Below are 15,222 nucleotides of genomic sequence, written 5' to 3' on the forward strand. Positions count from 1 at the left end.
TTCGGCAGATTAGGAGGATTTAGCATGTTGGAGTTCGAAACAAACATAGACGGCTTAGCATCAATTAAAGTAATCGGAGTAGGAGGCGGTGGTAACAACGCCGTTAACCGAATGATTGAAAATGAAGTGCAAGGAGTAGAGTATATCGCGGTAAACACGGACGCTCAAGCTCTTAACCTGTCAAAAGCAGAAGTGAAAATGCAAATCGGCGCAAAGCTGACTAGAGGATTGGGAGCAGGTGCGAATCCGGAAGTTGGGAAAAAAGCCGCTGAAGAAAGCAAAGAGCAGATTGAAGAAGCACTTAAAGGTGCTGACATGGTATTCGTGACAGCTGGTATGGGCGGCGGAACAGGAACAGGTGCCGCACCGGTTATCGCACAAATCGCGAAAGACTTAGGCGCATTAACTGTCGGCGTTGTGACAAGACCGTTTACCTTCGAAGGACGCAAAAGACAGCTTCAGGCTGCAGGCGGAATCTCGGCAATGAAAGAAGCGGTGGATACACTGATCGTCATCCCGAACGACCGTATCCTTGAAATTGTTGATAAAAACACACCGATGCTTGAAGCATTCCGTGAAGCGGATAACGTACTTCGCCAAGGGGTTCAAGGTATTTCTGACTTGATTGCTACACCTGGTCTTATCAACCTTGACTTTGCTGATGTGAAAACAATCATGTCAAACAAAGGATCTGCTTTGATGGGTATCGGTATTGCTACTGGGGAAAATCGCGCGGCAGAGGCAGCAAAAAAAGCAATTTCCAGCCCGCTTCTTGAAGCGGCCATTGACGGTGCGCAAGGTGTCCTCATGAACATCACTGGGGGAACTAACCTCAGCCTATATGAGGTTCAGGAAGCAGCAGACATTGTCGCTTCGGCATCTGATCAAGACGTAAACATGATTTTCGGTTCTGTTATTAATGAAAATCTAAAAGATGAGATTGTGGTGACAGTGATTGCAACCGGCTTTATCGAACAAGAGAAGGACGTGACGAAGCCTCAGCGTCCAAGCTTAAATCAAAGCATCAAAACACACAACCAAAGTGTTCCGAAGCGTGAGCCAAAACGTGAGGAGCCTCAGCAGCAGAATACAGTAAGCCGTCATACTTCACAGCCGGCTGATGATACGCTTGACATCCCGACATTCTTAAGAAACCGTAATAAACGCGGCTAATGTAAAGGACAAAATCGTTTTCGATTTTGTCCTTTTTTGTTTTTCTCTTCACACTTTCCTTCTTATAAAGTCTTTTTCCCTATTGCTTCCTTCGCTTAGTAACAAAACAGATAATTAGACCTATTTATTTTTGTGACATTTTTATCATTTTCATATATATGGAAATTGAATGACATGAAACGACAATATCTGTAATTCAGATTGTCTACAGTTAATATACAGCGATGTTCTGACAAACCATTCATTATTAAAAGGAGGGACGACACTTTTTTTAAAAAGCATGTTGAAAAAGGGGGATGAAAATGAAGAAAAAAACGAAAAACAGACTCATCAGCTCTGTTTTAAGTACAGTTGTCATCAGTTCACTGCTGTTTCCGGGAGCAGCCGGGGCAAGCAGTAAAGTCACCTCACCTTCTGTTAAAAAGGAGCTTCAATCTGCGGAATCCATTCAAAACAAGATTTCGAGTTCATTAAAGAAAAACTTTAAAAAGAAAGAAAAAACGACTTTTCTGATTAAATTTAAAGATCAGGCTAACACAGAAAAAGCGGCAAAAGCGGCTGTTAAAAAAGCGAAATCGAAGAAGCTGTCTGCTGCTAAGACGGAATATCAAAAGCGTTCTGCTGTTGTGTCATCTTTAAAAGTCACAGCCGATGAATCCCAGCAAGATGTCCTAAAATATTTGAACGCCCAGAAAGATAAAGGAAATGCAGACCAAATTCATTCTTATTATGTGGTGAACGGGATTGCTGTTCATGCCTCAAAAGAGGTTATGGAAAAAGTGGCGCAGTTTCCCGAAGTGGAGAAGGTGCTTCCTAATGAGAAACGGCAGCTTTTTAAGTCATCCTCACCATTTAATATGAAAAAAGCACAGAAAGCTATTAAAGCAACTGACGGTGTGGAATGGAATGTAGACCAAATCGATGCCCAAAAAGCTTGGGCACTTGGATATGATGGAACTGGCACGGTTGTTGCGTCCATTGATACCGGGGTGGAATGGAATCATCCGGCATTAAAAGAGAAATATCGCGGATATAATCCGGAAAATCCTAATGAGCCTGAAAATGAAATGAACTGGTATGATGCCGTAGCAGGCGAGGCAAGCCCTTATGATGATTTGGCTCATGGAACCCATGTGACAGGCACGATGGTGGGCTCTGAACCTGATGGAACAAATCAAATCGGTGTAGCGCCTGGCGCAAAATGGATTGCTGTTAAAGCGTTCTCTGAAGATGGCGGCACTGATGCTGACATTTTGGAAGCTGGTGAATGGGTTTTAGCACCAAAGGACGCGGAAGGAAATCCCCACCCGGAAATGGCTCCTGATGTTGTCAATAACTCATGGGGAGGGGGCTCTGGACTTGATGAATGGTACAGAGACATGGTCAATGCCTGGCGTGCGGCCGATATTTTCCCTGAGTTTTCAGCGGGGAATACGGATCTCTTTATTCCCGGCGGGCCTGGTTCTATCGCAAATCCGGCAAACTATCCAGAATCGTTTGCAACTGGTGCGACTGATATCAATAAAAAGCTCGCTGACTTTTCTCTTCAAGGGCCATCTCCATATGATGAAATAAAGCCGGAAATATCTGCACCGGGCGTTAATATTCGTTCATCCGTTCCCGGTCAGACATATGAGGATGGTTGGGACGGCACATCAATGGCAGGGCCGCATGTATCCGCTGTTGCTGCACTGCTAAAACAGGCGAATGCCTCACTTTCTGTTGATGAGATGGAGGATATATTAACCAGCACGGCTGAACCGCTCACGGATTCAACATTTCCTGATTCACCGAATAACGGATATGGCCATGGTCTGGTGAATGCTTTTGATGCTGTATCCGCTGTTACAGATGGTTTAGGGAAAGCGGAAGGACAAGTTTCTGTAGAGGGGGATGACCAAGAGCCTCCTGTCTATCAGCATGAGAAAGTAACTGAAGCTTATGAAGGTGGCAGCCTACCACTGACTTTGACAGCTGAAGACAATGTGAGTGTGACATCTGTAAAGCTGTCCTACAAGCTTGATCAAGGTGAATGGACAGAAATAACGGCTAAACGAATCAGCGGTGATCATCTAAAAGGAACGTATCAGGCAGAGATCCCAGATATAAAAGGAACTAAACTAAGCTATAAGTGGATGATTCAAGATTTTGGCGGTCATGTCGTTTCATCTGACATATACGATGTAACAGTGAAACCAAGCATCACGGTGGGATATAAACAGGACTTTGAAACTGCACCCGGCGGCTGGGTTGCGAGCGGAACAAATAATAACTGGGAATGGGGAGTTCCGTCAACTGGCCCAAATACAGCAGCATCCGGAGAAAAAGTATATGGAACGAATTTGACAGGAAATTATGCCAACTCAGCAAACATGAACCTTGTTATGCCTCCTATTAAAGCACCTGATTCAGGAAGTCTGTTCCTTCAATTTAAAAGCTGGCACAATTTAGAGGATGATTTTGATTACGGCTACGTTTTTGTTCTTCCGGAAGGTGAAAAGAATTGGGAGCAGGCTGGTGTCTATAACGGAAAGACATCAAGCTGGACGGACGAAGAAATTGATTTATCGGCTTATAAAGGCCAAAACATTCAAGTGATGTTTAACCTTCAATCTGATGAAAGCATTGCAAAAGAGGGCTGGTATATTGATGATGTAGTGCTTTCTGACAAATCAGCCGGAAAAACAGTCAAAAAGAATAAGCTGGGCGTCGAAAAGCCGTCTGGAAAGCAAAAGAAAAAGCCAGTAAATCCGAAAAAGGCTAAGCCATCTGCAAACACAGCGGTAAAACATCAGAATAAGGCTATACAGCCTCAAGTTTTGCCGCTCAGGGCACAAGTCAGTGTAGTGGAAACAGGAAAATCAACATATTCAGATCAATCCACAGGGCAGTACACGCTGAAGCACAAAGCGGGAGACTATACGCTTATGGCAGAAGCATATGGTTATCAGTCGAAAACACAAAAAGTATCTTTAAAGACGGATCAGACGACACAAGCTAATTTTACGTTAGAAGAGATGAAGAAGGGCACATTAAAAGGCACGGTCATCAATAAAACGACAGGAGAGCCGGTAACAGGCGCTTCCGTTTATGTTGTAGAGGATGCTGCGGTGGAACCAGCTATGACAAACGATAAAGGTGAATATACGCTGGAGGCCTATGAAGGCGCTTATACGATTAAAGTCGCTGCACCGGGTTATTACAGTGATGAATTTTCCGTTGAGTTAAAAGGTGATGTTACAAAAGAAACTGCATTGAAGCCTTTCGTCGGTTATCCGGGTGAAATTGCATATGATGACGGAACAGCGGAGAATGCCAATTCCTATTTTGCTGCCGGTAACGGATGGGCGGTAAAAATGACGCTCGCTGACGGCAAGGACAAAGGCATGCTTACAGGAGGGCTGTTCAGATTCTGGGATACAGAGTTCCCTGATCCCGGCGGCACAGAGTTTAAGGTTGAGGTATACGATGCCACAGGAAAAGACGGAGCACCGGGCAAGAAAATTGCAGGGCCATTTAACGCGGAAGCTCTTCGCAATGGCGAGTGGACTAAGGTAGATCTCAGTTCAAAAGGGATTATGGTCGATAAAGATTTTTATCTCGTATATATCCAGTCGAAACCTGACCCGTATTCACCTGGACTGGCAATGGATGAAACCGGCAAGAATTCCGGCCGCAACTGGCAGTATATAGGTGGACAATGGGAGCCGGGTGACGAAGCAGACGGCAACTATATGATTCGCGCATTAGTTGATTACGAAGCTGCTGTACCTGAGATTACTTCACCGACAGACAAATCATACACAAATAAGGAGAACGTCACTGTAAAAGGAAACGCTTCTCCTGGTACAACGGTACACATTTATAATGATGAGAAAGAAGCGGGAGAAACAAAAACTGCCGCGGACGGCACGTTCCAGACAGGCATCACACTCAACAAGGGTGAAAATGAGCTGACGGCAACTGCATCAACTGACAACGGAACAACAGATGCCTCCAGCCCAATCACGGTCACGCTTGATCAAGAAAAGCCTGAGTTAACGCTGGACACTCCAAAGGATGGCGGGAAAACAAATAAAGAAACGCTGACTGTCAAAGGGGCTGTATCCGATGACAATCTGAAAGACGTCAAGGTGAATGGCAAAAAAGCAACAATAACCGATGGTTCATACTCAGCCCGGATTCTTTTGGAGAATGGAAGCAATGAAATCAAGGTGATTGCTACAGACTTAGCAGGCAACAAAACGACGAAAAAGGCTGTCATTGATGTCAATTTTGATAAGCCTGTCATTTCCGGCTTAATTCCGGGAGAGGATAAAAACTTAAAAGCCGGTGAATCTGTGAAAATCGCTTTCTCAAGCGCTGAGGATTTAGATGCAACGTTTATCATTCGTATGCCGCTGACAAATGCAAGAGCGAGTGTGCAAAACGCCACCGAACTCCCGTTAAGAGAAATTTCTCCGGGAAGATATGAAGGCTATTGGACAGCCACTTCTTCTATTAAAGCAAAAGGAGCAAAAGTAGAAGTGATCGTACGAGATGATTATGGAAATGAAACAAGAAAAACTGCAAATGGAAAACTTAATATCAACACAGAAAATTAAGTGGAAAAAAGCTGCCGTCATTGGCAGCTTTTTTTATATCCTCTCATTATACTTCCTCGACAAATTAAGCAGATTTCCCTGAAAAATTGTATTTTCCTCTCAACATTAATTGACAGACTTTCCCACAGAGCTTGCTTTATACTTATGAAGCAAGAAGGGGAACAGCGTGAGGCAAGAAAGAAAGGAGTCAGATGTGAAAATCTATTTAGATGTCATTTGGCTGTTAAACTTTTGTTTTGATGCACTTTTGCTTTTGCTCACGGCATTTATTTTAAAACGGCATGTAAAAAAAAGAAGACTGGTAGGCGGAGCGTTCATCGGTTCCAGTATTGTCCTTTTGATGTTTACTCCTTTTTCGCCGATTGTTGAACATCCGGCTGGGAAGCTAGCTTTTTCAGTTGTGATTGTGGTGGTGACATTTGGCTTTAAAAGATTTCGGTTTTTCTTTCAAAATTTGTTTTCCTTTTATTTTGCCACTTTTTTAATGGGGGGAGGAATTATCGGAGCCCATTCTTTGCTGCAGTCAAATTCTATTGTTCAAAACGGTGTCATGATTACCAATCAAACAGGGTTTGGAGACCCGATCAGCTGGTTGTTTATTGTTGGTGGCTTTCCAGCATTATGGTTTTTTTCTAAAAGAAGAATTGAAGATATTGAAACAAAAAACATTCAATATGAGGAACGAGTCAGCGTGCAGGCAGATTTGGGCAGCCAAACACTTCATGTCAGAGGCCTGATTGATTCCGGTAATCAGCTGTACGATCCTCTTACAAAAACACCGGTAATGATCATTTACATTGATAAACTGGAGCCGATTTTCGGAACAGCCGAAACGATGATCATTCGAAATACAGACCCATTGGAAGCCATCGAACAGCTCGATGATTCCTTTCGCTTTTTAGATAAAATGAGATTGATTCCATACAGGGGAGTTGGTCAGCAAAATCAATTTTTATTATGCGTTAAACCGGATCACGTAACGATTATGACAAAAGAAGAAATGATTTCTGCAGATAAATGTTTAATCGGCATCAGCACAACAAAGCTGTCGGCAGATGGAGAGTTTGACGCGATTATTCATCCGAAAATGCTTTCGGGCAAGGCTGTCAAACACGTTTCATAATGTTCGCAAATGTCCGTTACTTATCATACTCAAACGGCGTGACATTTAGAAGGGAGAGGAAGATGAAAAAACTGAAATTACGGTTGACGCACCTCTGGTATAAGCTGCTGATGAAACTTGGGCTGAAAAGTGATGAAGTCTATTACATAGGCGGGAGTGAAGCCCTGCCGCCTCCATTATCTAAAGATGAGGAGCAGGTTTTGTTAATGAAGCTCCCAAACGGCGATCAGGCGGCGCGCGCCATTCTAATTGAACGCAATTTGCGTCTGGTCGTATATATCGCCCGTAAATTTGAAAATACGGGAATTAATATAGAGGATTTAATCAGCATCGGTACCATCGGTCTAATCAAAGCTGTGAATACATTCAATCCAGAAAAGAAAATCAAGCTTGCTACCTATGCCTCCCGGTGTATAGAAAATGAAATCCTGATGTATTTAAGAAGAAATAACAAAATCCGTTCAGAGGTTTCCTTTGATGAACCGCTTAATATTGATTGGGACGGCAATGAGCTTTTGCTTTCTGATGTGCTCGGCACTGACGATGACATCATCACTAAAGACATAGAAGCTAACGTCGATAAAAAGCTTTTGAAAAAAGCGCTTGAACAGCTTAATGAGAGAGAAAAGCAAATCATGGAGCTGCGGTTTGGGCTTGTCGGTGAAGAAGAAAAAACCCAAAAGGATGTAGCGGATATGATGGGGATTTCTCAGTCTTATATTTCGCGGCTTGAGAAAAGAATTATAAAAAGGTTGAGAAAAGAGTTCAACAAAATGGTGTAAAAAATTTTATGGTTAGAACCCCTTGATTTTACAGGGATTTCCTGATTTCGACAGTTTTTCGGTCTGAGTGCAGTGCATATTTTTCCCACCCAAGGAGATACTTAACGTTGTACAGCAGCTCCTGTAGGGAGGGAAAAAAGTGTCGAGAAATAAAGTCGAAATCTGCGGGGTGGATACCTCCAAATTACCAGTACTCAAGAATGAAGAGATGAGAAGGCTGTTTAGGCAGCTGCAGGATGAAGGCGATGATTCAGCAAGAGAAAAGCTTGTAAACGGGAACTTGCGTCTTGTCTTAAGTGTCATTCAACGATTTAATAACAGAGGGGAGTATGTTGATGACTTATTTCAAGTCGGCTGCATCGGACTAATGAAATCCATTGATAATTTTGACCTAAGCCACAATGTTAAGTTTTCAACATACGCTGTACCTATGATTATCGGAGAGATCCGCAGGTATTTACGTGATAATAACCCGATCCGTGTCTCAAGATCACTCCGGGACATCGCTTACAAGGCGCTTCAGGTAAGAGAGCGGTTAATCAGTGAGACAAGCAAGGAGCCGACTGCAGAAGACATCGCAAAAGTTCTTGAAGTACCGCATGAGGAAATTGTATTTGCGCTTGATGCCATTCAGGATCCGGTTTCTCTATTTGAACCGATCTATAACGACGGCGGAGACCCGATCTATGTGATGGACCAAATCAGTGATGAGCGTAATACAGATTCACAATGGATTGAAGAGCTGGCTTTAAAAGAGGGCATGAGAAGGCTGAATGATAGGGAAAAAATGATTTTGAGAAAGCGATTCTTCCAAGGGAAAACCCAAATGGAAGTCGCCGAGGAAATCGGAATTTCTCAAGCGCAGGTGTCCAGACTTGAAAAAGCGGCTATCAAACAAATGAATAAAAATATTCATCAATAATGAAAAGCCTTTAAAACGATGTTGTTTTAAAGGCTTTTCTATTGATTATGGATGGTTTACGTTTTGGAAAAAGTAAGGTATCCTAGTTCGTACAAAGTTTTATGAAAATTAAAACAATTATAAAAGGCAATAAAGAGGAGGACCACGATGATTTTGCAGCTTGACAATGTCTCACTAAAACGGAATGGGAAATGGATACTGAGAGATATTCATTGGAAGGTGGAAGAAAAGGAAAATTGGGTGCTTTACGGCCTAAATGGCGCCGGGAAGACAGCGCTGTTAAATATGCTTTGCTCATATTATTTTCCAACATCAGGCGAGATGCAGGTGCTTGGCCATGAATTTGGCAAAACAGAGCTTGGGGAAAAGCTCAGACGTAAAATTGGCCTCGTCTCAGCAGCTCTTCAGCAAAAATTGTATCCGGCAGATTCAGCCTTTGAAATTGCTTTGAGCGGAGCTTACGCTTCGATTGGGTTATATGAAACGCCAAGTAAGGAAACAAGGGAAAAAGCGATAGGTTTGTTAGAGGACTTGGGAGCAATTGAATATGCCGATCGCCGCTATGAAACCCTTTCTCAAGGGGAAAAACAAAGAGCATTGATTGCTAGAGCACTAATGGCCGATCCGGAGTTGCTGATACTGGATGAACCAGTCACAGGACTGGATTTTATTGCCCGGGAAAAGCTGTTAGATACGATTACATACATTGCAAACAAAGAAAATGCACCATCTATCCTTTATGTGACTCATCATGCTGAAGAAATTTTGCCTGTCTTTGATAAAGCCCTTTTATTAAAACAGGGAGAGGTCTTTGAATCCGGAGAAATAAAGGAAATGCTTACTGATCAAATACTTTCCGCTTTTTTTGATACGCCAATCCATGTATTATGGAATCAGGATCGGCCGTTTTTAACAAGAGCTGAGCCGATAACGAATGCCTGACAAACATATATAGATTCATCCTAGGGGTGCTTTGCGAAGCTGAGAGAGACTTTGTCTCAACCCTTTTGACCTGATCTGGATCATGCCAGCGGAGGGAAGCGGTGAAAAGCGGAGTACATCGGACTCCGTTTGTTTTTATTAAGCCGTTTCATCACATTTGAAACGGCTTTTTTGATTTTAAAGAATAGGAGCGGATTTACATTGGATCAACAAATAGACTCTTTGCAAAAAAAAGTGGAAGAACATAAGGAGGAGCTTATTCAGCTTGCGAAAACGCTGATTTCTTATCAAACACCCGCTCCGCCTGCAAGAAATACAGAGGGCATTCAGTCTTGGATTGCGGGATATTTAAATGAATTGGGATTCTCGATCGACAAATGGGATGTGTACCCTGGAGATCCCAATGTTGTAGGGAAGCTAAAAGGAACAGATTCAGCAGATTATTATAGCCTGATTATCAATGGCCATGTAGATGTGGCAGAGGTAAAAGAGGATGAAGAATGGGAGCATGATCCATTTCATCCAATTGAAAAAAACGGTCTCTTAATCGGGCGGGGCGCTTCCGATATGAAGGGCGGAATGGCGTGTGTGCTGTTTGCTGTCAAATTGATTCGTGAAGCAGGCATTGAACTTCCCGGTGATCTGATTCTGCAATCGGTTATTGGGGAGGAAGTTGGAGAAGCCGGCACACTTGAATGCTGCAAGAGGGGCTACCACGCTGATTTTGCAATTGTCGCGGATACGAGCGATATGCATATTCAAGGCCAAGGGGGTGTCATTACAGGCTGGATCGAAATCAAAAGCAGTCAAACATTTCATGATGGAACGAGACGGAATATGATTCACGCAGGCGGAGGAACATTCGGAGCAAGCGCAATTGAAAAAATGGCAAAAATCATTGGGGGGCTCGGTGAACTTGAGCGCCACTGGTCTATTATGAAAAGTTATCCCGGTTTTAAACCAGGCACAAATACGATTAATCCGGCAGTTATAGAAGGCGGCAGACATGCGGCTTTTATAGCGGACGAATGCCGGCTGTGGATCACAGTCCATTTTTATCCAAATGAAACCCATGACCAAGTGGCAGCGGAAATAGAAGATTACGTCAATCGGCTGAGTGACAGTGATATTTGGCTTAGGGAAAACCGCCCTGTATTCAAGTGGGGAGGCTCATCTATGATAGAAGACAGAGGAGAAATTTTTCCGGCATTGGAAGTTGACCCTGGCCACCCAGGCGTCTTAGCGCTAACTGCCTCTCATCAGAAAGTGAAACGGGAGTGTCCAATTATTGACGTTTCTCAATCAGTTACAGATGGCGGATGGCTGTATGATGCCGGTATTCCATGCGTAATATACGGTCCTGGAGATCTGCACAATGCACACTCTGTGAACGAGAAGGTATCGATTGAGCAGCTAGTAGAGTATACAAAAATTATACTCGATTTTATCATCAGCTGGTGCAGCCGGAAAAAAGAACAATGACATGAAAATTTCTTCTTGCTGACAAGGTTCAGCCTGCCCGTTCATATACTTGAACAAAAGGACGGAAAAAGGACGTGATGGAATGATCAGCATTTCAGAATTTCAGGTAAAGGATGTCGTCAATGTCTCAAACGGAAAAAAGCTGGGGAGTATTGGTGATATTGATATCAATGTGACCACTGGAAAAATTCAGGCGATCATACTCGGAGGAAATGGGAAAGTTCTCGGATTTTTTGGAAAAGAAGAGGAATTGGTCATTCCATGGCGAAATATAGTAAAAATCGGGGAAGATGTAATCTTAGTCCGATTAAGTGAACCACATGCATAAACCTGCTTGTCTGCCGCAGATTGGCAAATGCCGGAAGTCTCGATTCTTCCGGCACATTTCATTTAGAAATATGCAAATCGGCGCTCAACGAATGCAGTAAGATGTGGTAAAATAAGTGGGAAATTCCGCTTTTTTAAATGTTTGTCGAAAGGTTGGATCATCATGAATACATATCACCCATTCAGTCTTACCACACCCTCGACACTCATGATACAAGACTGGGTTCAAACGAATCAAAACAACAAAAAAGTCATTGCCGGATTTACGACAAAAAACGGCGGTGTCAGCCAAAAGCCTTTTGAATCGTTAAATACAGGATTGCACGTTCATGACAAAGATGCAGATGTAGTTAAAAATCGTGAATATATTGCCGATATGTTTAATACTGATTTGCAGTCTTGGGTATTCGCTGATCAGACACATGATAATCGCGTTCAGAAAGTGACGCAGAGGGATAGGGGAAAAGGCGCCCGTGAGTATCACACGGCTCTAAAAGCAACGGACGGGCTATATACAAATGAAAAAAATGTATTTTTAGCATTATGCTTTGCTGATTGTGTGCCTCTTTTCTTTTATGATCCGGTTAAGTCGCTTGTCGGAGTCGCCCATGCCGGGTGGAAAGGCACCGTCAAACAGATTGGCAGAGAAATGGTGAAGCAATGGATTGAGAAGGAAGGTTCAAATCCCTCAGATATTTACGCTGTTATTGGCCCGTCTATCAGCGGTGCATGCTATACGGTAGACGACCGCGTCATGGATGCTGTCCGCGCATTGCCGGTTTCAGCAGACCTTGCCGTTAATCAGACGGCAAAGGCACAATATCAGCTTGATCTGAAAGAGCTGAACCGTCTTATACTGATGGACAGCGGTTTGGCAAGTGAACAAATTTCTGTCAGCGGTTTATGCACGGAAAGCGAGCCGTCTCTTTTCTATTCTCACCGCCGCGATCAGGGGAAAACTGGACGGATGATGTCCTTTATCGGAATGAAGGAGGCATAAAAGATCTTGCGTGTTGTTGATAATTTACGACATATAAACGAACGAATAAACGAAGCATGTAACAGATCGGGCCGCAGCTCCGATGAAGTTACGGTTATTGCAGTCACTAAATATGTATCGCCTGAAAGAGCACAGGAGGCAGTAGATGCTGGCATCACCTGCCTCGGAGAGAATCGGGATGCGGAACTGCTCCGCAAACAGGAATTGATGAAAGGGAATCCGGAATGGCATTTTATCGGCAGTCTGCAATCAAGAAAAGCAAAATCTGTCGTCAATGCGGTTTCCTATATCCATTCCCTAGACCGGCTCTCATTAGCGAAAGAAATTGAAAAACGGGCTGAAGGTACTGTACGATGCTTTGTGCAGGTCAATACCTCTCTTGAGCCTTCTAAAAACGGCATGAAAAAAGAAGAAGTCATTCCATTCATACAGGAGCTTTCCGGTTTCGAACATATCCTTGTTGCCGGGCTGATGACAATGGCTCCGCTGACTGATGATCAAGATCAGATCAGAAGCTGTTTCAGGTCGCTGAGAGAACTCCGTGACCAGGTTCAGAAGCTGAACCAGCCGAACGCTCCGTGTACTGAACTGTCGATGGGCATGTCAAATGATTTTGAAATTGCAATTGAAGAAGGAGCTACTTATATTAGAATCGGCTCATCGTTAGTCGGAAATGAAACAGGGGGTGTACAGCAATGAGTATGAAAAATAAACTGAAAAACTTTTTCTCAATGGAAGATGAAGAATACGAATATGAATATATTGAGACAGAGCGGGAATCTCATGAGGAGCATGAGCAAAAAGAAAAGCCGGCTTACAACGGGAATAAACCTGCGGGCAAACAGAATGTAGTGAGCTTGCAAAGTGTTCAGAAATCCTCTAAAGTGGTGTTGAGTGAGCCGCGCGTTTATGCGGAGGCGCAGGAAATAGCCGACCATTTGAAGAACCGGCGGGCAGTTGTCGTCAATCTTCAGCGGATACAGCATGACCAGGCGAAGCGGATTGTTGACTTTTTAAGCGGAACCGTTTATGCCATCGGCGGCGATATTCAAAGAATCGGCTCAGATATTTTCCTCTGCACGCCTGACAACGTAGATGTATCAGGCACAATTTCTGAGCTCATATCTGAAGACGAACATCAGAGGTGGTAAAGCGAGATGATCCTTTATCAAGTTTTTTCGGTTTTAAACTTATTAATCACAATATACTCATTTGCCCTGATCATATATATTTTTATGTCATGGGTGCCGAGTACGAGGGAAACAGCAGTCGGGCGTTTTTTGGCTTCGATTTGTGAACCATATCTCGAACCATTCAGAAAAATCATCCCTCCGATTGCAATGCTGGATATTTCACCAATCGTAGCAATACTTGTGCTTCGGTTTGCGACAACCGGCTTGTGGGGGCTTTATCGCATGATTGCGTTTTAATGTGACAGTTTGATAGGGGCTTGGCAGCAGCCAAGCCTCTTTACATAGAAGGGAAAGACGATGAGCGATATATATCAGCACTTCAGAAAAGACGAGCGGGCCTTTATTGATCAGGCGCTCGAATGGAAAAGAATTGTCCAGGAGCAGTACCGGATGAAGCTGACCGACTTTTTAGATCCCCGAGAGCAGGTCATCCTCTCTGCTGTTACGGGACAGGCTGACGTCGGGCTTGCTTTTTCCGGCGGCTATAACAGAGCGGAGCGGAAACGGGCGATTCTGTATCCAGAGTACATTACTCCGGAAGAATCGGATTTTGAATTGCAGGCGTTTAACGTCCGTTATGCTGACAAGTTTGTCTCAGTAGATCATCGTTCTCTGCTTGGTGCATTAATGGGCATAGGATTAAAGCGGCAAAAATTCGGTGACATCGTGTTTTCTGAGACAGCAGTGCAATTGATTGTCTCAGCCGATACCGCTGATTTTGTGGCTGCACAGCTGACCCAAGCAGGCAAAGCGGCGGTCAGCCTAGAGAAAATCGACTTGTCAGACCTTAACATTCCAGCAGTTGATGTCGAAATAAGAGATGACACGGTTTCTTCTTTAAGGCTTGACGCCGTCTGCGCCTCTATGAGCAGGCAATCCCGCCAGAAATCACAGACGCTTGTGAAAAACGGCCTTGTGAAAGTGAACTGGAAGGTGGTTGAAGATCCTTCATACATAGTCGCGGAAGGGGACATGCTGTCAATCAGAGGTTTTGGCCGGTGCAGCTTAACAAAAATCGAAGGGAAAACCAAAAAAGACAAATGGAGAGTTACGTTTGAACGACAAAAATAGTCGGTTTTTCAGTTTTTTTCTCCATCTGTGCGAAATTTGTTTTATAATGTGAACTAGATAACCGTACTGAAATGTAAAAAATGGAGGTGGCATCATGCCATTAACGCCAAATGATATTCACAACAAGACGTTTACAAAAAGTTTTCGCGGATATGATGAAGATGAAGTAAATGAATTCCTAGCCCAAGTCAGAAAAGATTACGAAATTGTTCTCCGCAAGAAAACTGAGCTTGAAGCGAAAGTCAATGAGCTAGATGAAAGAATCGGACACTTTGCCAATATTGAGGAAACATTGAATAAATCAATTTTAGTTGCTCAAGAAGCGGCTGAAGACGTAAAACGCAATTCTCAAAAAGAGGCAAAGCTGATTGTTCGGGAAGCGGAGAAAAACGCTGATCGCATTATCAACGAATCGTTATCAAAATCAAGAAAAATTGCAATGGAAATTGAAGAGCTGAAAAAACAGTCTAAAGTGTTTAGAACACGTTTCCAAATGCTGATTGAAGCTCAGCTTGATCTTCTGAAAAATGACGATTGGGATCATCTCCTTGAGTATGAAGTCGACGCTGTATTTGAGGAAAAGGAATAAATTCTCTGATTATC

The 15,222-nt window shown here is 43.3% G+C and carries 14 protein-coding genes and 1 riboswitch; all 14 genes read left to right on the forward strand.

Going from position 1 to position 15,222, the window contains the following annotated elements; all coding sequences use genetic code 11:
* Window positions 1-24 precede the first annotated feature (24 nt).
* A complete protein-coding gene (gene ftsZ / locus NSQ83_RS08460; protein WP_003232167.1) occupies window positions 25-1,173 on the forward strand; it encodes a cell division protein FtsZ in 1,149 nt (382 codons plus the stop codon).
* A gap of 302 nt (window positions 1,174-1,475) precedes the next feature.
* Window positions 1,476-5,777: a S8 family peptidase gene (locus NSQ83_RS08465; protein ID WP_204551494.1), complete on the forward strand. Its 4,302-nt coding sequence runs from the start codon at window positions 1,476-1,478 to the stop codon at window positions 5,775-5,777.
* A 193-nt stretch (window positions 5,778-5,970) separates the two neighbouring features.
* Window positions 5,971-6,900 (forward strand): sigma-E processing peptidase SpoIIGA, encoded by a 930-nt coding sequence (spoIIGA, locus tag NSQ83_RS08470; protein WP_003232163.1) that lies wholly within the window; start codon window positions 5,971-5,973, stop codon window positions 6,898-6,900.
* A 62-nt stretch (window positions 6,901-6,962) separates the two neighbouring features.
* Window positions 6,963-7,682 (forward strand): RNA polymerase sporulation sigma factor SigE, encoded by a 720-nt coding sequence (sigE, locus tag NSQ83_RS08475; RefSeq protein WP_003221446.1) that lies wholly within the window; start codon window positions 6,963-6,965, stop codon window positions 7,680-7,682.
* A gap of 139 nt (window positions 7,683-7,821) precedes the next feature.
* A complete protein-coding gene (gene sigG, locus NSQ83_RS08480; RefSeq protein ID WP_029726508.1) occupies window positions 7,822-8,604 on the forward strand; it encodes an RNA polymerase sporulation sigma factor SigG in 783 nt (260 codons plus the stop codon).
* Between the two features lie 147 nt (window positions 8,605-8,751).
* Window positions 8,752-9,546, forward strand: coding sequence for an ABC transporter ATP-binding protein (locus tag NSQ83_RS08485; protein ID WP_029726507.1), 795 nt, complete (start codon window positions 8,752-8,754; stop codon window positions 9,544-9,546).
* Window positions 9,547-9,558: 12 nt separating this feature from the next.
* A riboswitch (TPP riboswitch) is annotated at window positions 9,559-9,660 on the forward strand.
* Between the two features lie 87 nt (window positions 9,661-9,747).
* Complete coding sequence (ylmB, locus tag NSQ83_RS08490; protein ID WP_195727868.1) at window positions 9,748-11,028, forward strand: N-formyl-4-amino-5-aminomethyl-2-methylpyrimidine deformylase; 1,281 nt, start codon at window positions 9,748-9,750, stop codon at window positions 11,026-11,028.
* Window positions 11,029-11,110: 82 nt separating this feature from the next.
* Window positions 11,111-11,356: a YlmC/YmxH family sporulation protein gene (locus NSQ83_RS08495; RefSeq protein ID WP_003232153.1), complete on the forward strand. Its 246-nt coding sequence runs from the start codon at window positions 11,111-11,113 to the stop codon at window positions 11,354-11,356.
* Between the two features lie 162 nt (window positions 11,357-11,518).
* On the forward strand, window positions 11,519-12,355 hold the full coding sequence (gene pgeF / locus NSQ83_RS08500) for a peptidoglycan editing factor PgeF (protein WP_195727867.1): 837 nt from the start codon (window positions 11,519-11,521) through the stop codon (window positions 12,353-12,355).
* Window positions 12,356-12,361: 6 nt separating this feature from the next.
* Window positions 12,362-13,054, forward strand: a complete 693-nt coding sequence (locus tag NSQ83_RS08505; protein ID WP_198878764.1) for a YggS family pyridoxal phosphate-dependent enzyme — start codon at window positions 12,362-12,364, stop codon at window positions 13,052-13,054.
* On the forward strand, window positions 13,051-13,506 hold the full coding sequence (gene sepF / locus NSQ83_RS08510; protein WP_003244791.1) for a cell division protein SepF: 456 nt from the start codon (window positions 13,051-13,053) through the stop codon (window positions 13,504-13,506). Before NSQ83_RS08505 ends, sepF begins: the two co-directional genes overlap by 4 nt.
* Before the next feature lie 6 nt (window positions 13,507-13,512).
* Window positions 13,513-13,785 carry a YggT family protein gene (locus NSQ83_RS08515; protein WP_014479736.1) on the forward strand — a complete coding sequence of 91 codons (273 nt, stop codon included), beginning with the start codon at window positions 13,513-13,515 and terminating at the stop codon, window positions 13,783-13,785.
* 60 nt (window positions 13,786-13,845) lie between these two features.
* A complete protein-coding gene (locus NSQ83_RS08520; RefSeq protein WP_015252130.1) occupies window positions 13,846-14,619 on the forward strand; it encodes an RNA-binding protein in 774 nt (257 codons plus the stop codon).
* Between the two features lie 94 nt (window positions 14,620-14,713).
* The gene (gene divIVA / locus NSQ83_RS08525; protein WP_003221468.1) at window positions 14,714-15,208 is read left to right on the forward strand and encodes a septum site-determining protein DivIVA; all 495 of its coding nucleotides are present in this window, start codon (window positions 14,714-14,716) and stop codon (window positions 15,206-15,208) included.
* The last annotated feature ends 14 nt before the right edge of the window (window positions 15,209-15,222 follow it).

This window comes from Bacillus sp. PS217, assembly GCF_037963535.1.
GTDB lineage: Bacteria > Bacillota > Bacilli > Bacillales > Bacillaceae > Bacillus > Bacillus subtilis.

What these genes read in the sequence shown, in the direction of transcription:
- ftsZ (WP_003232167.1), top strand. Translation starts at nt 25, where the DNA reads ATGTTGGAGTTCGAAACAAACATAGACGGCTTAGCATCAATTAAAGTA.
- NSQ83_RS08465 (WP_204551494.1), top strand. Translation starts at nt 1,476, where the DNA reads ATGAAGAAAAAAACGAAAAACAGACTCATCAGCTCTGTTTTAAGTACA.
- sigE (WP_003221446.1), top strand. Translation starts at nt 6,963, where the DNA reads ATGAAAAAACTGAAATTACGGTTGACGCACCTCTGGTATAAGCTGCTG.
- NSQ83_RS08485 (WP_029726507.1), top strand. Translation starts at nt 8,752, where the DNA reads ATGATTTTGCAGCTTGACAATGTCTCACTAAAACGGAATGGGAAATGG.
- NSQ83_RS08495 (WP_003232153.1), top strand. Translation starts at nt 11,111, where the DNA reads ATGATCAGCATTTCAGAATTTCAGGTAAAGGATGTCGTCAATGTCTCA.
- pgeF (WP_195727867.1), top strand. Translation starts at nt 11,519, where the DNA reads ATGAATACATATCACCCATTCAGTCTTACCACACCCTCGACACTCATG.
- sepF (WP_003244791.1), top strand. Translation starts at nt 13,051, where the DNA reads ATGAGTATGAAAAATAAACTGAAAAACTTTTTCTCAATGGAAGATGAA.
- NSQ83_RS08515 (WP_014479736.1), top strand. Translation starts at nt 13,513, where the DNA reads ATGATCCTTTATCAAGTTTTTTCGGTTTTAAACTTATTAATCACAATA.
- NSQ83_RS08520 (WP_015252130.1), top strand. Translation starts at nt 13,846, where the DNA reads ATGAGCGATATATATCAGCACTTCAGAAAAGACGAGCGGGCCTTTATT.
- divIVA (WP_003221468.1), top strand. Translation starts at nt 14,714, where the DNA reads ATGCCATTAACGCCAAATGATATTCACAACAAGACGTTTACAAAAAGT.